Origin of the sequence: Kurthia sibirica, from assembly GCF_003143975.1 — a bacterium.
In the GTDB taxonomy this organism is placed as follows: Bacteria; Bacillota; Bacilli; order Bacillales_A; family Planococcaceae; genus Kurthia; species Kurthia sibirica.
Map to the genome: position 1 here is coordinate 52,148 of NZ_QFVR01000001.1, position 18,746 is coordinate 70,893.

Here is an 18,746-nt window from a genome sequence, read left to right on the forward strand (position 1 = left end):
ACTTGCCTGCCATTTTTTCAATTTTTGTGACTAAAACATTTTTTAATCCTGAACTATTCATCATGATTAAAAGAAATGGTGAGGACTCCTGCCGAAAAACAAGAGTGTGTTACTTGTCGGCGGAAAGCTTACGCTATTTCTATTTTTCTAAAACATGAATTGTTTTAATACCCCAATATCTATAATAATCCATAGAGGTAGACTGATCTAGTTATCGTACTATATTTTCTTCTTGTCATTATTTTTGGTAGAATGAAGGAAGCAGTGGTTAGATGTAGAAATCGGAGGATAGGCTTATGAAAAAAGAGTTTGTTGTTATAGGACTTGGTCGTTTTGGAGGAAGTATTGTCAATGAACTTGTACATCAGGGTGCAGATGTTATGGCAATCGATAAATCTTCGGATCGCGTCAATGAATTTTCTCAGATTGCAACGCAGGCAGTAATGGCTGATACGACAGATGAAACGGTTTTGAAGCAGTTAGGTATTCGTAACTTTGAACATGTTATTGTTGCGATTGGAGATGACATTCAATCTAGCATATTAACGACGTTAATGTTAAAAGAAATTGGTGTGGAAAAGATTACGGTGAAAGCGCAAAATGACTATCATGAAAAAGTGCTAAGGAAAATTGGTGCAGATCATGTCGTTCATCCAGAGCGTGATATGGGGATTCGTATTGCGAATAATATGATGTCCAATAATGTTCTCGATTATTTAGAATTGTCTGATGAACATTCCATTATGGAGATTAAAGCCAATCACTTACTTGCTGGTCACACGATTATTGGGTTAGATATACGTGTACGCTATGGTATTAATATCGTTGCGATTAAACGAGGTGATGATATTAATGTTTCGCCGAGTGCAGATGAGAAAATTGAAGAAGGTGATATTTTAATCGTCATCGGAGCAGATGTTGATATTAGTCGCTTTGAGAAAAAAATGATGCATTAATGGATTTCATGTCATATTGTGTTTCCTTGTAGTTGCGTGCCTGGTCTTTCACGTCTCTTATTTAGATTCTGTGTTACGTGTTGAGGTGACGTGGTTTGGTTCTTTTAAATCATGCTAGCTTTTACTTCAGTTATTTTGAACGAATACTTTCCTATAGGCACATATAATGTATTCAAGAAAATCTTCGCCCAAACAAGTTGAATCATCTAAATTCACCTATATCATAAATATTTTCTAAAAGTCATTGAATAACCAAAATGAGAGCAGATCAATTGCATAATCTACTCATTGTTCAGCGTATGAATGGGTAGCGTGAAGTAGGAATTAGTGATTGACAACTTTAAGTAATAGTATAAAATCATCAATTATCGTAGGGCGTATAAATGAACTCAAAAAAGAGCTTGAAAATCCAATGGATTTTCAAGCTCTTTATTATTTTATAATCAAACTTCCATAATGATCGGAAGGACCATTGGACGTCTTCTTGTTTTTTCGAATAAATAAGGTGTTAGTACATCAGTAATCTCATTTTTAAGGTCAGACCATTGAGGCGTCTTATCTTTTAATGAATCTTGCAGATGACGATTTAGCATTTGTTGTGCTTCGTTGATCATCATACCTGATTCACGCATATAGACAAAGCCACGAGAAATAATATCTGGGCCTGAAACAATGCGTTGACTGTCCATATCTACGCTTACGACAACGATTACAAGTCCTTCTTCTGAAAGGATGCGACGATCGCGTAGTACGATATTACCAACATCACCAATACCATTACCATCAATATAAACATCACCTGAAGGAATGCGACCCGCAACATGTGCTTCGTCTGCGCTAAGAGCTAGCACGTCACCGTTTTCCATAATGTGAATATTTTCTTCTGGGACATCACAGTCTACCGCTAATCCAGCGTGCATACGCAACATGCGGTATTCACCGTGGATTGGTAGGAAGAATTTTGGCTTAATTAAGCGAAGCATAAGCTTTTGTTCTTGTTGTGATCCGTGACCAGAAGTATGGATATTGTTTAATGCACCGTGAATTACGTCAGCACCAGCACGGTAAAGAAGGTTAATAATTTTATTAACGCTTGTAGTATTACCTGGTATTGGTGAAGAAGAGAATACAACAGTATCATCTGGTTGTATTTGGATTTGACGGTGTGTACCATTAGCAATACGAGAAAGTGCTGCCATTGGTTCACCTTGAGAACCCGTACATAAAATCATGACTTCATTTGCAGGAAGACGATTTAATGTTTGCGTATCTACGAATGTTTCTTTTGGAGCAGTAATATAGCCAAGTTCACGACCGATGTTAATAGCATTATCCATACTACGACCGAAGACCGCTACTTTACGACCAAATTTAACAGCTGCATCCGTAACCTGTTGTAGACGGTGGATATTTGATGCAAATGTTGCAAATATTATACGACCATTTACTTTACGTAAAATATCGTCAATGCTTTCGCCAACTTTACGTTCTGACATGGTGAAATCAGGTACTTCAGCATTTGTACTATCAGATAGCAAACAAAGCACGCCTTCTTTACCGATTTCAGCCATTTTCGTAATATTAGCAGGTTCGCCAACAGGAGTGAAATCAAATTTGAAATCTCCTGTATGTACGATATTACCTGGTGGTGTCTTTACAACAACACCCAAAGCATCTGGGATACTATGCGTAGTTCTAAAGAAGCTAACAGATGTTTTACGGAATTTAATAACATCTTCTTCTTTAATTTCAATCATTTTAGTAGTTCGTAATAAACCATGCTCGTCTAGCTTATTTCTAAGCAGTCCAAGTGCAAGTTTACCACCGTATACTGGGATGTTAATTTGACGTAATAAGTAAGGTATACCACCGATATGATCTTCATGACCATGAGTAATAAAAAGACCTTTAATCTTATCAACGTTTCTAACAAGGTAAGTATAGTCTGGAATTACATAGTCGATGCCTAAAAGGTCATCTTCTGGAAATTTAATCCCTGCATCAATCAAGATAATTTCATCTTGGAATTGAACAGCATACGTATTTTTGCCGATTTCGCCCAGTCCGCCGAGTGCGAAAACCGCTGTTTGGTCATTTTTGACGAATTTCATCTACTTAGAACTGCTCCAAGTGATAATGTTCGCTCGCTTGTTCGTAGGCTAAATAATTACCCTCAAGCAATTGAATCAATTCGACATTGTATTTGCGAGGTGCTAGTAATTCACGCACTTCACGTGGGTCTGCTGCTTCTAAATAGAGGCTCTTAGTGTTTTCGCGAACTGGCACATCAAGCATACTTTCTTGGTAATAAACTTTGTAGATCATCATTTTTGCTCTCCTTTAGTACGTTCAAAATATATTGCATTTCCTATATATTATCATGATGCTTGTATAAAATAAAGAAAAGCCCCCAAAAATATGAGGACTAAATCTTTTCATATGGAAGAAGGGAAGGTAAAAACGTTCAAATGACTGAACAACCGCTTCATTTATGCTATTGATTTTTTTTCGAGCAAGCCACGGAGCCTCTTCAATAATTGTTTTCTCAAACGTTTGAACATGGCAATCACTCCTTATATAAAGTATACTAATTTTTGAATGTTTAGTAAAGTTATTTTACTTGACGGATAAATAAAGGAGCTGAATGGAAATGAACAAAAAATTATTGTTTTTTGATATAGACGGCACGCTTTATAATACGAAAAAAATAATACCGCAATCGGCAAAAGATGCAATTAAAGCTGCTAGGGAGCAGGGGCATGAAGTTGCAATTGCAACAGGGCGTTCGCCATTTTTTTTGAAAGAAGTGAGCGATGAGCTAGAGGTCGACAGTTTCATTAGTTTTAACGGGCAGTTTGTCGTCTATAAAGGACAGGTTATTTCGAGTCGTCCAATTCCACTCGATGTGTTACAACGTTTAACGAAAAAAGCAGAAGAAAATAATATCCCCATCGTGTATTTGGATGAACATCAAATGACCTCTGCGACAAAGGAACATGACGAGGTTCGAGCAAGTATGGATTCGTTATTTTATCCGATGCCAGAGCATGATGCAGAGCATTATAAGACGACCGCTATTTATCAAAGTCTTCTATATATAAGTGAAGAACAGAAACCGGCATTTATTGAAGCTTTTCCTGAGTTGGCTTTTATACGCTGGCATGAGTTTTCAGATGATGTGATTAATCATGACGTCTCAAAAGCGTATGGCATTGAACAGTTTATCAAACATACTGATTTTACAATGGCGGATGTTATTGTATTTGGAGATGGTTTAAATGATGTTGAAATGTTGGAACTGGTAGCACAAGAAGGGACAAGTGTTGCAATGGGAAATGCTGTACCACAAGCGAAAGAAGTGGCGAGCATCGTAACCGATCATGTGGATGAAGATGGACTTGCGAATGCGATGGTTAAGCTCGGTTTACTAACAAAATAAAAATCGATGTATTTTTGAGGCAATAGGGCTGTTTGAAACGTATAATAAATAACCTATGCAATCAATGGATACTGGCAATATAAAACACCTATCGTTGGCGGGTAATAACTACCCAATAATCAACGATAGGTGTTTTTTGAATCGTAACGAATAATTATTCGTCTTCTAAAGGATGTGAATTGGGTACTTCAAAATAAGGGTTGTCCTTATTAATATGATCGTAGAACATGACACCGTTCAAATGATCTAGCTCATGCTGGAACGCAATCGCTGGTAGATTTTTCAGGCGCATTTTTTTTTCTTCACCGTCCAAGTTGAAAAACTTCACTGTAATACGTTGTGGACGTGGTACATAACCTGTAACATCTCGATCAACGGATAAACAACCTTCGCCGCCTGGTAAGTAAGCAAGTTCCACTGAATGGCTGACAATTTTAGGATTTACGACAATTTCTTCCACCATATCACCATGATCATTCGGAACATATAACGCGAAAATTCGTACAGAACGATTTACTTGTGGAGCAGCAATACCAATGCCCGAACGTAAATCATATTTTTCTGCAATTTCTGGATCCTGGCTATTAATTAAGAATTCCAGAAGGTCTTCCCCAAGTTGACGATTTTCTGCACTTAAAGGAAATGTTACTTCCGCTGCTTTTTTGCGTAAGGTTTCGTGACCTTCGCGAATGACATCTTTCATTAAAATCATGTATATCTTCCCTTTCAACAACAAATCTATTCTTCCGTATATTATACAACATAGACAGAGAGCTTCAATAAAAAAATCTGAAAGTCAGTATTTACCATTGTTTTAGCGGGTCTTTGGACGGGAATATTATTTGGAGGGTGCAATCTGTCCTACATTAAGAAGAATTTTACAACCTGTATTATAGTACACAGAAATAAAAAATAATAATACAGCATGCTAGAAAAAATATATGTCAAATCCGTGAATTAAGTAATTGACGTATGAAACCGAATTCAGTATTCTGAGAACAGAGATTAGTTGTACCACTAAAAAAAACAATTTTAATAATACAGCTACAAAGGAGATGTAAGAGGATGACTTCTAAAAACAATATCTTTGATCCAGTTCAAAACTTAAAAGACATCGAAGCAAAGTTTGAAATGGTTCAAATTCTGAATGAGAACGGCGAAATCGTGAATGAGGGGTTAGATCCTAAATTATCTGATGAAAAATTAGTAGAGTTAATGTCACGTATGGTATTTACTCGTATTTTAGATCAACGCTCAATTTCTTTAAATAGACAAGGTAGACTTGGTTTCTACGCACCTACAGCTGGACAGGAAGCATCACAAATCGCTTCTCAATACGCATTAGAAAAAGAAGATTTTATTTTACCAGGCTATCGCGATGTACCACAAATCGTTTGGCATGGTCTTCCACTATACAAAGCCTTCTTATGGTCACGCGGACATTTTGTTGGCGGTCAAATTCCAGAGGATGTTAACGTTATCCCACCACAAATTATTATCGGTGCACAGTATGTACAAGCTGCGGGTGTTGCACTTGGTATGCAAAAACGTGGTAAAAAATCGGTTGCTGTAACCTATACAGGTGATGGCGGTTCTTCACAAGGTGATTTCTATGAAGGAATTAACTTTGCAGGTGCTTTCAAATCACCAGCAATCTTCATCGTGCAAAACAATCAATTCGCTATTTCTACACCACGCGAAGTTCAAACTTCAGCGACAACAATCGCTCAAAAAGGTGTAGCAGCTGGTATTCCAAGTATTCAAGTAGATGGTATGGATCCGTTGGCTGTTTATGTCGCTACACGCGATGCGCGTGATCGTGCTGTTGCTGGCGATGGCCCATCACTAATTGAAACAGTTTGTTATCGCTATGGCCCGCATACAATGGCTGGCGATGATCCGACACGTTACCGTACTTCTGAAACAGATAATTTATGGGAGAAAAAAGATCCTGTAGTACGTTTCCGTAAATACCTTGAAGCAAAAGGTTTATGGACAGAAGAAAAAGAAGCAGAAGTAATCGAAAACGCCAAAGAAGAAATTAAAGCAGCTATCAAACAAGCTGATGGCGTTGCAAAACAAAAAGTAACAGACCTAATTAACTTAATGCATACGGATGCATTACCATATAACTTACAAGAACAGCTAGAAATTTACACTGAGAAGGAGTCGAAATAACCAATGGCACAATTAACGATGATTCAAGCAATTACAGATGCTTTAAAATGTGAACTAAAAGATGACGAGAACGTGCTATTATTCGGTGAAGATATCGGTGCAAACGGCGGCGTTTTCCGTGCTACTGAAGGTCTTCAAAAAGAATTTGGTGTAGATCGCGTATTTGATACGCCACTTGCAGAATCAGGTATAGGTGGTTTAGCTATCGGGCTTGCACTACAAGGTTATCGTCCAGTACCTGAAATTCAATTCTTCGGTTTTGTCTATGAAGTAATGGATTCAATTTCTGGTCAACTGGCTCGTATGAAATATCGTTCAGGTGGTTCATTGAATGCGCCTGTAACAATCCGTTCACCATTTGGTGGTGGCGTTCATACACCTGAAATGCACTCGGATAGCTTAGAGGGCTTAATGGCTGCACAACCAGGTCTTAAAGTGGTCATCCCTTCAACACCATACGATGCTAAAGGATTATTAATCTCATCGATTCGCGACAATGATCCTGTCATTTTCTTAGAGCATTTAAAATTATATCGTTCATTCCGTGAAGAAGTTCCTGAAGAATCATACACGATTCCTCTTGGTAAGGCGGCAGTTAGACGTGAAGGGAAAGATCTTTCAATCTTCGCATATGGCGCAATGGTCCATGAGGCATTAAAAGCAGCAGAAACATTAGAAAAAGAAGATTTCTCAGTAGAAGTAATCGATTTAAGAACCGTTCAACCACTTGATATCGAAACAATTATTGCTTCGGTAGAAAAAACAAATCGTGCTATTGTCGTACAAGAAGCACAAAAACAAGCAGGTATTGCTGCAAATGTTGTTTCTGAAATTACAGAACGTGCAATTTTAAGTTTGGAAGCGCCAGTCTTACGCGTAACGGCACCAGATACAATCTACCCATACCCACAAGCAGAAGCAGTTTGGCTTCCTAATCATAAAGATATTTATGCAACAGCGAAAAAAGTTTTAACATTCTAAGGGATAGTAACACAAAGGAAGGGTGAAAAGTTTATGGCATTTGAATTCCGTTTACCAGATATCGGCGAGGGGATCCATGAGGGTGAAATCGTCAAATGGTTCGTTAAAGCAGGCGACGAGATTAAAGAAGATGACTTATTAGCAGAAGTACAAAATGATAAGGCAGTTGTTGAAATTCCATCACCAGTGGAAGGTAAAGTGCTTGAAGTTTTAGTAGAGGAAGGTACATTAACGACAGTTGGTACGATTTTACTAAAAATTGATGCACCAGGTTACGAAGATCTTCAATTACACGGAGGCAATCATGATGATGATGCACCGGAAAAAGAAGAAGTAAAAGAAGAAGTAAAAGAAGAAGTAAAAGAAGAAGTAAAAGAAGATTCATCGGTAAAAGAAGAATCGAAATCGTCTAATAATACTGATGTTGTTGAACTTTCAGATAAATCGAAGCGTATTATTGCAATGCCATCAGTTCGTAAGTTCGCACGTGAACAAGATGTTGATATTTCAGCGGTAGCGGGTACGGGTAAAAATGGTCGCATATTAAAAGTTGATATTGAAAACTTCAAAAATGGTAATCAGTCTTCATCTGTATCTTCTGAAAGCACAGTTGAAGAAACAGTGGAAGTATCCACTGCATCATCAGCACCTACACCATCTGTTAATCTTGAAGGTGAATTTCCAGAAACACGTGAGAAAATGTCAGCAATGCGTCGCATGATTGCTAAAGCGATGGTTCATTCTAAACAGACAGCTCCTCATGTTACGTTGATGGATGAAGTGGACGTTACGAACCTTGTCGCTCACCGTAAAAAATTCAAAGATATTGCAGCAGCAGATGGTATTAAATTAACATATCTTCCGTATGTTGTGAAAGCGCTAGTGAGTACATTACGTAAATTCCCAGAATTCAATCGCTCATTGGACGATGCGACACAAGAAATTATTCAAAAACACTATTATAATATCGGGATTGCAGCTGATACAGAACGTGGATTACTAGTTCCTGTTATCAAACATGCCGATCGTAAATCAGTTTTTGCAGTATCTGATGAAATCAATTCACTTGCAGAAAAAGCGAGAGATGGTAAACTTGCACCAAGTGAAATGCAAGGTGCATCATGCTCAATTTCGAATATTGGCTCAGCTGGTGGGCAATGGTTTACACCTGTAATCAACCATCCTGAGGTCGCAATCCTTGGAATCGGACGTATTGCAGAGAAACCTGTAATAAAAAATGGTGAAATTGTAGGCGCACCTGTGTTAGCATTATCATTGAGCTTTGATCATAGAATGATCGATGGAGCCACTGCACAAAACGCGATGAATCATTTAAAACGTTTGTTAAGTGAGCCGGAATTATTATTAATGGAGGCGTAATACTATGGTAGTAGGAGATTTCCCAATCGAAACAGAAACAATTGTAATTGGATCAGGTCCCGGAGGATATGTGGCTGCAATTCGCGCTGCACAACTAGGACAAAAAGTAACTGTAATTGAAAAAGAATATGTAGGCGGCGTTTGTTTAAACGTGGGTTGTATTCCTTCAAAAGCGTTGATCTCAGTTGGTCACCGTTTTGAAAACGCTAAACATTCTGATGATATGGGTATTGTAGCAAAAGAAGTAACACTTGATTTTGCTAAAGCACAAGCATTCAAAGATAGTGTAGTAAAAAAACTTACAGGCGGCGTTGCTGGTTTATTAAAAGGCAATAATGTTGAAGTTGTAATGGGTGATGCATATTTAAATGATGCAAATACACTTACAGTTGCTACAGAATCTGGATCTCAAAAATATTCTTTCAAAAACTTAATTATTGCTACAGGTTCTCGTCCAGTTGAGATTCCAACTTTCAAATTCACGAAACGTGTAATCAATTCTACTGGCGCTCTTAACTTACAAGAAGTCCCTAATAAACTAGTTGTTATCGGTGGTGGTTACATCGGTACTGAGCTAGGTTCTGCTTATGCTAACTTAGGTGCTGAAGTTACAATTCTTGAAGGTGGTAAGGATATTCTTGCTGGTTTCGAAAAACAAATGACTGCTATTGTTAAAAAAGGTCTGAAGAAAAAAGGCGTTACGATTGAAGTGGAAGCTTTAGCACAAGGTGTTGAAGAAACTGAAACGGGCGTAACTGTTTCTTACTCTGTAAAAGGCGAAACAAAAACTGTTGAAGCGGATTACGTTTTAGTAACAGTTGGTCGTCGTCCTAATACAGATGATATGGGACTTGAAGAAGCTGGAATTGAATTTGCAGAACGCGGTTTAATTAAAGTGGACAAACAGTGCCGTACAAATGTATCAAATATCTATGCAATTGGTGATGTAGTTGCTGGATTACAATTAGCACACAAAGCTTCATACGAAGGTAAAGTAGCAGCTGAAGCAATCGCAGGAGAAAAATCAATCGTTGATTATCTTGCAATTCCTGCAGTATGCTTCACAGATCCTGAAATGGCATCTGTTGGTTATTCTGAAGCGGAAGCTAAAGAAAATGGCTACGATGTAATCGTTGGTAAATTTGCATTTGGTGCAAACGGTCGTGCATTAGCTCTTAATGAAACAGAAGGTTTTGTTAAACTTGTAGGCCGTAAAGAAGATGGTTTAGTTCTTGGTGGACAAATCGTAGGTGTTGGCGCATCAGATATGATCGCTGAAATCGCATTAGCTGTTGAAACAGGTATGACTTTAGAAGATGTTGCTATGACGATCCATGCGCATCCAACTTTAGGCGAGATTGTTATGGAAGCAGCAGAAGTTGCTCTTGGCCATCCGATTCATATGGTTACAAAAAAATAAGTTACAGACAAAAACCCTTGAGCTAAATTGTAGCTCGAGGGTTTTTTATTGTCTAAAAAAGGAAATAAGAATGATATTACAGGAAATAGATACACTAACTAAGTGAGGAACCATAGTTTCTAATACCCTTAAAAGGGCTATGCACTATGAATATACGCTTTTTTAACGAGATGAGTATTTACATCATACATCTATTGTTTAATCATGTAATGGCATGCTAGGTAACTTTATCGCATTTAAAATAGGCAGGGGGTTCTTTTTGCGAAAAGGTGTTATGAAGAAGCGAATTCAACAAACTACCCTAATTATACCTATTATGGGTATAATAAGTTTTGTAGGAATGATCTGTTTATTCACTAACTGCATCAAATATTTCATCGTGCATCATTTAAATTTGGGCGATGATAAGGAGGATTATATTAATGAATTTAGGATTGCTAGGTAAAACGGCTATTGTCACAGGAGGGTCACGTGGAATCGGTTTTGCTGTCGCTTTACAACTGGTTATTGAAGGAGCGAATGTTGTTATTTGTGGTAGACATGAAGATGCCTTAAAAGATGCTGCAAATAAAATTGAAAAAGAAACACAACAAAGGGTACTAGCGATTGTTGCTGATGTATCATCAAAAGCAGATTGTGAAAAGCTGATTAAAAGTACTGTCGCAAAACATAATCGTATTGACATACTAATCAACAATGCAGGGATGTCTTCAACGAACTCCTTCATGGATATATCTACGAGACAGTGGACAGAAGATTTAGATTTAAAATTATTTGGTGCGATCAATTGTTCGGAAGCGGCAGTACCACATATGGAGGCTACTGGAGGAGGTTCTATTGTTAATGTGACAGCTATTTCTGGTAAATCTTCCACTGCAGGAACAATGCCAACTTCGGTTAGTCGCGCAGCAGGCATTGCATTAACGAACACAATGTCAAAAGATTTAGGTCCATTATCTATTCGTGTCAATGCAGTATGCATAGGTTTGATTCGTAGTACACAAATTGAACGTAAGTGGAAAAAAGAGCAGGCATTGATGGAATGGGAAGATTATAGTCTACTAGCAGCAGAGCAAATTCCAATACCACTTGGGCGAATTGGTGAAGCAAGTGAAGCAGCAAATGCTATCGTATTTTTAGCATCTGAAGCAGCGTCATATATTAGTGGTACAGCATTAAATATTGATGGCGGTACATCACCAGTCGTATAATAACGACAAAAGGCATACTCTTTGAAATCAGCAATCGATTTCATGTGAATATGCCCTTATTTTAAGGTTACAAATGGGGAAGTGGCGAAAATTGTTTCACAAGTGTTGAAAGCCATTGTAATTCTTTGTCATGTTGAATGTTGGCTGCCATACCATTTAGTAGTACTGCGCTAGGTATTGGTTGTGAAAACTCATTTTCCAATAGATGAATAGATTGGCCAAAAAATGAGTTTTTATCATATAGTGTTTTCACTCGTGTCAATTCCTCCATAATTAATTGGCGAATTGATAATTGTTTATTGCACATGGAGGAATTTTCTAAAAATTGCTCTTCTTCCACAAAGGGTTCGAATTGATGCTCAACTAATACATCGATATAGTGTAAAATAAGTTCAGCGATTTTTTTAAAATCATAGTGTTTACGATGATGAATCGTGAAATCTGTATAACTGTGAATTAGGCCCTTTAAACAAAGATGAATATCATATTTGTTGTGCTGCAGTTTTTCACCGTATGTGTCTTGCAATAAAGTGATAATAATATCATTCATTGCACGATTAAAAATTTCCACTTTTTGAAGTAGCTCTGCCTTCGCATCTTTTAAATTTTCAGTAAGCAACATTTCAAATAATGGAAATTGTTCATTGAATAAATGCATGCTAGATGAACAGAATTTACTGAGTTTATCGCGTGGAGAACTATCTTCATCCGCTAATTTTTGGAAAGCGATGGTTTGATCTTGTATTAACTGATCTACGATAGCGATGAGTAATTCTTCTTTAGAACGAAAAGATAAGTAAAATGCGCCCTTCGAAATACCACATGCTTCTGTAATATCTTGTATGGAGGTTTTAGCAATTGTTTTTTGAGAGAATAATTCAATTGCTTTTTGTATGATCAATCGTTGTTTTGACAATGAAACCCCTCCTTTATTAATTGACACATGACCGACTAGTCATTAAGATAGGTAATAGTGAATTAGTGGTCATTCCATCTCATGGTGATGCTAATAACTGTATTATAAATGAAATCTGACTTTGAAGTCAAAAGGTGGTGCCGTATTGAAAGGTTTTATAAAGTTTGTTTTAAAAAATAAGCTCGCTGTATGGTTATTAACAATTATTTTAGCAGCAGCTGGTATTTATTCTGGCTTGAAAATGAAAATGGAAACGATTCCGGATATCTCCGTTCCAATCGTTACATTAAGCACTACATATGTAGGAGCAAGTCCAGAGCAAGTAGAAGAAAAAGTATCGAGTCCGTTTGAAAAAGCGGTTCAAAATTTAAAAGGTGTTAAATCAGTCTATTCAAATTCTTATCAAAATGCTTCTAGCCTACAAATAGAATTTGATTATGGTACAGATATGAAATCAGCACAGGAAGATGTGAAGGAAGCGATTGAAAAAATCACTTTACCAGAAACTGCACAAAAACCTGTTATCGATCGCGTTAATATTAATGCTTTCCCAATCGTTGCCATGAGCGTAGCCGATAAGGAACAATCGATTGCTGAATTAACGAAAACAGTAGAAGATTATTTTGTACCAAAACTTGAAGGTGTAGACGGTGTATCATCTGTGTCTGTTAGTGGACAACAAGTTAATAAAGTGCAATTACAATATGATCAAAAGAAATTAGCTGAAAATGGTTTAACAGAAGATACAGTCAAACAATATATTCAAGCGATGGATACGCGCATCCCTCTTGGTATGTTCCAATTTGCTGAATCAGAACAAGCTGTCGTAGTCAACGGTAAGATGACAACGATGAACAAGTTAGAAGATTTAAAAATTCCAATTCAAAGTGCAACACCAAGTGCAACACCAAGTGCAACAGATCCTGCTGCTGCTACTGCTACTGCGAAAGAACCCTTTGTTAAATTAGGTGATATTGCTACATTAAAATTAAAGGGTGAAGTTGAATCTGTATCGCGTACAAATGGTCAAGATGCCATTGCTGTACAAGTAATAAAAGCACAAGATGCCAATACAGTAGATGTTGTTGATGATGTGAAAGAAATGTCTGAAACATTCAAAAAGGATAATAAAGGCCTCGCTATTGACGTAACATTAGATCAAGGTCAACCGATTAAAGATTCGGTGAGTACGATGATTGATAAAGCATTATTCGGTGCGATTTTTGCCGTCATTATCATTATGCTGTTCTTACGTAACTTCAAATCCACAATCATTGCGATTATTTCTATTCCAATGTCATTATTGATTGCTGTAATTGGCTTGAAATATATGGATATTTCTTTGAATATGATGACACTGGGCGCTATGACTGTTGCGATAGGTCGCGTAATTGATGACTCGATTGTCGTCGTAGAAAATATTTTTAGGCGGATACATTTGGAGGATGAAAAACTTCGTGGTCGTGAATTAATACGTGAAGCAACATTAGAAATGTTCCGTCCGATTCTATCATCGACGATTGTTACAGTCGCGGTATTCTTACCAATTGGCTTAGTTGGTGGCATGGTCGGTGAATTATTCCTACCGTTCGGATTAACGATGGCATTTGCCTTAATCGCTTCATTAGTTATTGCGATTACAATCGTTCCAGCTTTGGCACATACGCTGTTCAAAAAACAAATTTATGGTGCTAAAACAGTTAAAAAAGAAGAACATGGTAAAATGGCTCATAGTTATAAAAAAATATTAACTTGGGTACTTGACCATAAAATTATTACGTTCTCAGGGTCGATTATCGTTTTAGTAGCAAGTTTATTCCTTGCACCACTAGTTGGTTTTAGCTTCTTACCGGACGATGAGCAAAAAATGGCGTACTTAACGTATACACCAGAACCTGGTCAAACACGTGATCAAGTGATTAAAGATGTTGAAAAAGTAGAAAATATGGTCAGCGAAGTGAAGGATGTTGATACGGTTCAAGTATCAATAGGTGGTAATAACCCGATGAATCCTGGTGCTTCAAACGGCGCATTAATGTATTTAATCTATGATCCAGATACGAAGGATTTTGCGAAGAAAAATGAAAAATTAGTACAAAAAATTATGGCAGTAGATCAACGTGGGGAATGGAAACAGCAAGATTTCTCAGGCGGTATGTCAAGCAATGAATTAACCTATTCAGTTTATGGGAATAGCATTGATGATATTCGTCCAGTTGTTGCTAAAATTGAGACTGTCTTAAATGATAGCAAAGAGTTAAAAGATGTTAAATCTTCTCTCTCAGAAGAATATGACCAAAAAACATTAGAAGTAAATCGTGAAAAAGCGCAACAATACGGCTTATCAACAGCGCAAATTGCGATGATGATCAACCCGAATGTTCCTGCGACTGTCTTAACAACCGTTATGAATGATGGCAAAGAAATTAATGTTGAAGTACATTCAGATGTTAAATCACCAGATACATTTGATAAAGTGCTTGAACAAAAAATTAAAACGCCGGTTGGTAAAGAAATCAAATTACAAGAAGTAGTTACGGTTAAAGAAGGTAAAACATTGGCTACCGTTAGTCGTAGTGCTAGTAAGTATTACGCAACTGTTTCTGCAACAATTACAACAAAAGATGTAACAGAAGCATCATCAGCAGTGCAAAATAAAATTGATAAAATCAAATTACCGAATAATGTTGATGTGAATTCAGGTGGCGTTACAGATGACATCAAAGATTCATTCACAAAACTAGGGTTAGCTATGTTAGCGGCAATCGCTATCGTATACTTCACACTAGTTGTAACATTTGGTGAAGGATTAGCACCATTCTCTATCTTATTCTCATTACCATTCACAGTAATCGGTGCACTTGTGGGTCTGTGGATTGCAGGAGAAACGATTTCCGTATCGTCCATGATAGGACTTCTCATGCTCATAGGGATTGTCGTAACAAACGCCATTGTTCTTGTCGATCGTATTATCCATCGCGAACATGATGGGCTATCGATGCGTGAAGCCATTTTAGATGCAGGTGCAACACGTTTACGTCCAATTTTAATGACGGCCATTGCAACAATTGGCGCATTGATCCCATTAGCAATTGGTGCTGAAGGTAGTGGCTTAATTTCGAAAGGTCTTGGTATAACAGTAATCGGTGGTTTAATCAGTTCAACTGCTTTAACGTTAATCATCGTACCTCTTGTTTATGAATTCCTTTCAAAACTATTGAAAAAAGATCGTGCTCACGAAGACAAAGAGAATTAGAAATGAAGGCAACATTCAATTTATTGTCTTTTTAACGAGTCACACTAAAATGAGAAATCGCATAAAAAGCGATTTCTCATTTTTTTATGCCTTTTATTAAATAAGTGGAGTCCTAAATATGAATTATTTGACTGTCTGGATTGTTAGAAACGTTGAAGTTAGAAGCGGCTAGTAAACCTTTATTTACGTAAAAAATACTGGGTTGAATGCTACAACCTCTACAGATCCAATTATTATTTTTCCAGAGTATCACTTCTTTTATTATACCGAAATAGACATATTTATCCAAAAAGTGTACAATATGAAAAACTTTATAGGAGAGATAATTATGCTGAACTATTTGCTGAAAATAATCGTCATCAGTGTGCAAATTTTATTACTCTATTGTATTTCATTAGTGGGTAACTTCATAGTAAAGCAACTACATATTCCACTTCCTGGGAGTATTATTGGTCTGTTACTCTTGTTAGCGATGTTACACTTTAAATTGATCCCATTGCAGTTGGTTGCTAAAGGTGCGGGTTTTTTATTGCCGCTCTTAACATTATTATTAATACCTGCAACGGTGGGTGTCATTGACTATCCTGAACTCCTATCTCCCTATGGTGTAATCTTGTTATGCATTACAATAATTAGTACATTGTTTACGCTTGGGTTGACAGCAAAGCTTGCTCAGAAAATAGAACGTAAAGAAGCAGCGGATAGAGGAGTTGATCACGATGTTAGCCACCATTAGTTATACATTGTTAACCATTATTATTTTTTATATCATGACTTGGTTATATAAGCGTTCAGGTATCTCTTTTTTATTCCCTATATTAACGGCTACCATCGTTTTACTTGTCTTGTTAAGCCTATTTGATATTTCTTATGATAATTATATGCAGGGAGGAAGAATTATAAACTTTTTTTTAAGCCCTGCTATAGTAGCAATGGCTTACCCACTTTATACACAATGGGATGTCATAATGAAATATAAAAAAACAATTTTAGCGAGTATTTGCATTGCGATGGTTGCTGGCATGATCAGTATTATCACGTTAGCCCTGATTTTCCAATTAGATGATGGTATTATAAAGTCTTTTTTACCAAAATCAATTACGTCACCAGTTGCTCTCCAAATTAGTGAATCGATTGGTGGTTTACCACAAATGACGGTTCTTTTTGTCATTATTGCGGGGATTGCGGGTGCAATTGGAGGACCTGTCCTGTTCAATATACTAAAAATTGACTCACCGATTAGTCGTGGGTTATCTATGGGGGCAACAGCCCATGGTATAGGTGTTAGCAAGTTAATTGAATACGGAGAGCTCACTTTATCTATTGGTTCGGTAGCGATGACGTTAAGTGCTATTTTAGGGTCCTTTTTATGTCCACTTGTACTACTGCTTTTATTTTAATTATTTCCTGGGAAATTTGCATTAAAGAGCCGCATTGCTTAAAATGATAACAGCAAAAGAAAAGGCGGTAATTTGATGGAATATTCATACCCATTTTCAGTTGAGTGGTCAACTGATGAAATAGTAGATGTAATAGCATTTTTTCAAATGATTGAAAAAGCATATGAGAGCGGAGTAAAACGTGAAGATGTGCTAGAAAAGTATAGACGTTTCAACCAAATTGTACCTGCGAAATCAGAAGAAAAAACTTATTTCAACGAATTTGAAGAAGCGAGTGGTTATGTAAGCTTTCCGGTAATTCGCGATGCTAAAAATGGCAAAGCGGGTTGTATTATAAAGGCTGAAATACCAAAACGTAAAAATAAAAAATAATAAAAATAAGAGCGGCACAAAAGAATGTCTCGGTCATACAAAAAGGAGATTGCGTAGGCAATCTCCTTTTTGTATGATTTTTTCTTATGTGTTGCTATGAAGGACAGTTTGATGTCCAACTCGAGTGGTGATCTGACTTTCTTTATATGCAGAAACGCAGGATTTTAGTTGTGCTTTTGTTTTATACTCATTTTATTATGCATAGGTAGGTGCTTCTTTTGGTGCGCCCACCATTAATTTGTAAATAGGCAATAGCTGATCAAAGGTCGTTTCAATTGTTTGTAGAAGCTCTTTACTTTTTAATGTAATTGCTTCATCACGCGGGATTTCGAGACCGACAATAATCTCACCTTTTTTTACATCTCTGAAACGTGCAAGCAATTTTTCTGCAGTGCCATCTTCTAATGAAGTTGTAATTGATTGTGATTTTGGAGACATATGATCACCTGAAATATAAAATGAATCAGGTAATTTTTCGAAACTATCTCTATTATTTAGTAGAGTCTTGGCGATATTTACTTTATTGGGTGCTTCGTAAATAACGGCAAGATTAATAAATAAATGAGATTCAAAGAGACCAATTTGAAAATGCGGCATCGCTTTATAACCACGTTTATAAGGAGCGAAGGCAACCCAACTATCATTTGGTGGGTTTGTTTTTCTTCGTGCATGTTTAGCAACATGTGGGAAAAATTCTTCACCTAATTGAGCAGAGAAGTAAGCAGCAAAGATACCGCCTAGTTCCTCAAATTTTGGTCGTACTTGTGTAATTAAGGCGCTCATTCTTGGCTCAAGTCCATCAATAGTGAAAACATCGAAATCATTATTTGTCCATACTAATTCAGTCATTTATTAAATCCTCCAATAAATATTTATATGTTTATCATAGACGAAAAATGGGAAAAAATCTTGTATGAAGGATTGAGCGACTTATTTCATTTAAATGATATGAGGATGGAGCAAAATCCCTTTTTTGCACTCTAGTAGAGGAGATGATCGTGATGAAACAAGTTGTTCATATTATTCGTAAAGTTGAATTTGAGAAACAGTATATTAAGGGGCTACAATTTGAACTGGATTATGAGTTATCAACATTGTTTGATGCATTAACTAGCAACGATCAACGACAAATAGATTCGAGTAAAAAAAGACTAGAGGAAATTCATGTGGAATTGGAGGCATTTCATGTATTTTCTTAATTATCAGAAAAAAAAATCACCTTAACACTTGCTAATCT

17 protein-coding genes are annotated in these 18,746 nt (G+C 36.8%); 12 read left to right on the forward strand and 5 right to left on the reverse strand.

The genetic code is table 11. The annotated features are described in order from the left end of the window. Positions 1-296 precede the first annotated feature (296 nt). Complete coding sequence (locus DEX24_RS00245) at positions 297-956, forward strand: potassium channel family protein (RefSeq protein WP_109304388.1); 660 nt, start codon at positions 297-299, stop codon at positions 954-956. 443 nt (positions 957-1,399) lie between these two features. Here the strand turns inward: DEX24_RS00245 and rnjA are convergent, their stop codons facing one another. Together rnjA and DEX24_RS00255 are read right to left on the reverse strand one after the other, a co-directional pair. Next, a complete protein-coding gene (gene rnjA / locus DEX24_RS00250) occupies positions 1,400-3,067 on the reverse strand; it encodes a ribonuclease J1 (RefSeq protein WP_109304389.1) in 1,668 nt (555 codons plus the stop codon). A gap of 4 nt (positions 3,068-3,071) precedes the next feature. Next, positions 3,072-3,281: a DNA-dependent RNA polymerase subunit epsilon gene (locus DEX24_RS00255; protein ID WP_109304661.1), complete on the reverse strand. Its 210-nt coding sequence runs from the start codon at positions 3,279-3,281 to the stop codon at positions 3,072-3,074. A gap of 325 nt (positions 3,282-3,606) precedes the next feature. Here DEX24_RS00255 and DEX24_RS00260 point away from each other — a divergent pair, with 325 nt between their 5' ends. After that, on the forward strand, positions 3,607-4,395 hold the full coding sequence (locus DEX24_RS00260; RefSeq protein WP_109304390.1) for a Cof-type HAD-IIB family hydrolase: 789 nt from the start codon (positions 3,607-3,609) through the stop codon (positions 4,393-4,395). A gap of 154 nt (positions 4,396-4,549) precedes the next feature. On the opposite strand, the gene def is transcribed toward DEX24_RS00260, so the two are convergent. Next, positions 4,550-5,107 (reverse strand): peptide deformylase, encoded by a 558-nt coding sequence (def, locus tag DEX24_RS00265; RefSeq protein WP_109304391.1) that lies wholly within the window; start codon positions 5,105-5,107, stop codon positions 4,550-4,552. Positions 5,108-5,460: 353 nt separating this feature from the next. Here def and pdhA point away from each other — a divergent pair, with 353 nt between their 5' ends. The 5 genes from pdhA to DEX24_RS00295 all read left to right on the forward strand — a co-directional run bounded on the left by pdhA (position 5,461) and on the right by DEX24_RS00295 (position 11,565). After that, positions 5,461-6,573 (forward strand): pyruvate dehydrogenase (acetyl-transferring) E1 component subunit alpha, encoded by a 1,113-nt coding sequence (pdhA, locus tag DEX24_RS00270; RefSeq protein ID WP_109304392.1) that lies wholly within the window; start codon positions 5,461-5,463, stop codon positions 6,571-6,573. A gap of 3 nt (positions 6,574-6,576) precedes the next feature. Continuing rightward, positions 6,577-7,554 carry an alpha-ketoacid dehydrogenase subunit beta gene (locus tag DEX24_RS00275; RefSeq protein ID WP_109304393.1) on the forward strand — a complete coding sequence of 326 codons (978 nt, stop codon included), beginning with the start codon at positions 6,577-6,579 and terminating at the stop codon, positions 7,552-7,554. A gap of 33 nt (positions 7,555-7,587) precedes the next feature. Beyond that, positions 7,588-8,934 (forward strand): dihydrolipoamide acetyltransferase family protein, encoded by a 1,347-nt coding sequence (locus tag DEX24_RS00280; RefSeq protein WP_109304394.1) that lies wholly within the window; start codon positions 7,588-7,590, stop codon positions 8,932-8,934. 4 nt (positions 8,935-8,938) lie between these two features. Further along, positions 8,939-10,354, forward strand: a complete 1,416-nt coding sequence (gene lpdA / locus DEX24_RS00285; protein WP_109304395.1) for a dihydrolipoyl dehydrogenase — start codon at positions 8,939-8,941, stop codon at positions 10,352-10,354. Between the two features lie 422 nt (positions 10,355-10,776). Then, positions 10,777-11,565: an SDR family NAD(P)-dependent oxidoreductase gene (locus DEX24_RS00295; RefSeq protein ID WP_109304397.1), complete on the forward strand. Its 789-nt coding sequence runs from the start codon at positions 10,777-10,779 to the stop codon at positions 11,563-11,565. 67 nt (positions 11,566-11,632) lie between these two features. Here the strand turns inward: DEX24_RS00295 and DEX24_RS00300 are convergent, their stop codons facing one another. Then, positions 11,633-12,481 carry a TetR/AcrR family transcriptional regulator gene (locus DEX24_RS00300; protein WP_170112797.1) on the reverse strand — a complete coding sequence of 283 codons (849 nt, stop codon included), beginning with the start codon at positions 12,479-12,481 and terminating at the stop codon, positions 11,633-11,635. 145 nt (positions 12,482-12,626) lie between these two features. Between DEX24_RS00300 and DEX24_RS00305 the strand changes: the two genes are divergently transcribed. The 4 genes from DEX24_RS00305 to DEX24_RS00320 all read left to right on the forward strand — a co-directional run bounded on the left by DEX24_RS00305 (position 12,627) and on the right by DEX24_RS00320 (position 17,509). Continuing rightward, a complete protein-coding gene (locus tag DEX24_RS00305) occupies positions 12,627-15,737 on the forward strand; it encodes an efflux RND transporter permease subunit (RefSeq protein WP_109304399.1) in 3,111 nt (1,036 codons plus the stop codon). A gap of 328 nt (positions 15,738-16,065) precedes the next feature. Beyond that, positions 16,066-16,473 carry a CidA/LrgA family protein gene (locus DEX24_RS00310; protein ID WP_246131340.1) on the forward strand — a complete coding sequence of 136 codons (408 nt, stop codon included), beginning with the start codon at positions 16,066-16,068 and terminating at the stop codon, positions 16,471-16,473. Continuing rightward, entirely contained in the window at positions 16,457-17,137 is a 681-nt protein-coding gene (locus tag DEX24_RS00315; protein WP_109304400.1) for an LrgB family protein, read from the forward strand. The genes DEX24_RS00310 and DEX24_RS00315 overlap by 17 nt, the downstream gene beginning before the upstream one ends. 75 nt (positions 17,138-17,212) lie before the next feature. Further along, entirely contained in the window at positions 17,213-17,509 is a 297-nt protein-coding gene (locus DEX24_RS00320) for a UPF0223 family protein (RefSeq protein WP_109304401.1), read from the forward strand. A 195-nt stretch (positions 17,510-17,704) separates the two neighbouring features. Here DEX24_RS00320 and DEX24_RS00325 read toward each other — a convergent pair whose 3' ends face one another. Further along, complete coding sequence (locus DEX24_RS00325) at positions 17,705-18,358, reverse strand: YktB family protein (protein ID WP_109304402.1); 654 nt, start codon at positions 18,356-18,358, stop codon at positions 17,705-17,707. Positions 18,359-18,510: 152 nt separating this feature from the next. Between DEX24_RS00325 and DEX24_RS00330 the strand changes: the two genes are divergently transcribed. Next, positions 18,511-18,708 (forward strand): hypothetical protein, encoded by a 198-nt coding sequence (locus DEX24_RS00330; protein ID WP_109304403.1) that lies wholly within the window; start codon positions 18,511-18,513, stop codon positions 18,706-18,708. The last annotated feature ends 38 nt before the right edge of the window (positions 18,709-18,746 follow it).

Coding starts and splice junctions, on each gene's coding strand:
- DEX24_RS00245 (WP_109304388.1), top strand. CDS start 297: ATGAAAAAAGAGTTTGTTGTTATAGGACTTGGTCGTTTTGGAGGAAGT.
- rnjA (WP_109304389.1), bottom strand. CDS start 3,067: ATGAAATTCGTCAAAAATGACCAAACAGCGGTTTTCGCACTCGGCGGA.
- DEX24_RS00255 (WP_109304661.1), bottom strand. CDS start 3,281: ATGATCTACAAAGTTTATTACCAAGAAAGTATGCTTGATGTGCCAGTT.
- DEX24_RS00260 (WP_109304390.1), top strand. CDS start 3,607: ATGAACAAAAAATTATTGTTTTTTGATATAGACGGCACGCTTTATAAT.
- def (WP_109304391.1), bottom strand. CDS start 5,107: ATGATTTTAATGAAAGATGTCATTCGCGAAGGTCACGAAACCTTACGC.
- pdhA (WP_109304392.1), top strand. CDS start 5,461: ATGACTTCTAAAAACAATATCTTTGATCCAGTTCAAAACTTAAAAGAC.
- DEX24_RS00275 (WP_109304393.1), top strand. CDS start 6,577: ATGGCACAATTAACGATGATTCAAGCAATTACAGATGCTTTAAAATGT.
- DEX24_RS00280 (WP_109304394.1), top strand. CDS start 7,588: ATGGCATTTGAATTCCGTTTACCAGATATCGGCGAGGGGATCCATGAG.
- lpdA (WP_109304395.1), top strand. CDS start 8,939: ATGGTAGTAGGAGATTTCCCAATCGAAACAGAAACAATTGTAATTGGA.
- DEX24_RS00295 (WP_109304397.1), top strand. CDS start 10,777: ATGAATTTAGGATTGCTAGGTAAAACGGCTATTGTCACAGGAGGGTCA.
- DEX24_RS00310 (WP_246131340.1), top strand. CDS start 16,066: ATGCTGAACTATTTGCTGAAAATAATCGTCATCAGTGTGCAAATTTTA.
- DEX24_RS00315 (WP_109304400.1), top strand. CDS start 16,457: ATGTTAGCCACCATTAGTTATACATTGTTAACCATTATTATTTTTTAT.
- DEX24_RS00320 (WP_109304401.1), top strand. CDS start 17,213: ATGGAATATTCATACCCATTTTCAGTTGAGTGGTCAACTGATGAAATA.
- DEX24_RS00325 (WP_109304402.1), bottom strand. CDS start 18,358: ATGACTGAATTAGTATGGACAAATAATGATTTCGATGTTTTCACTATT.
- DEX24_RS00330 (WP_109304403.1), top strand. CDS start 18,511: ATGAAACAAGTTGTTCATATTATTCGTAAAGTTGAATTTGAGAAACAG.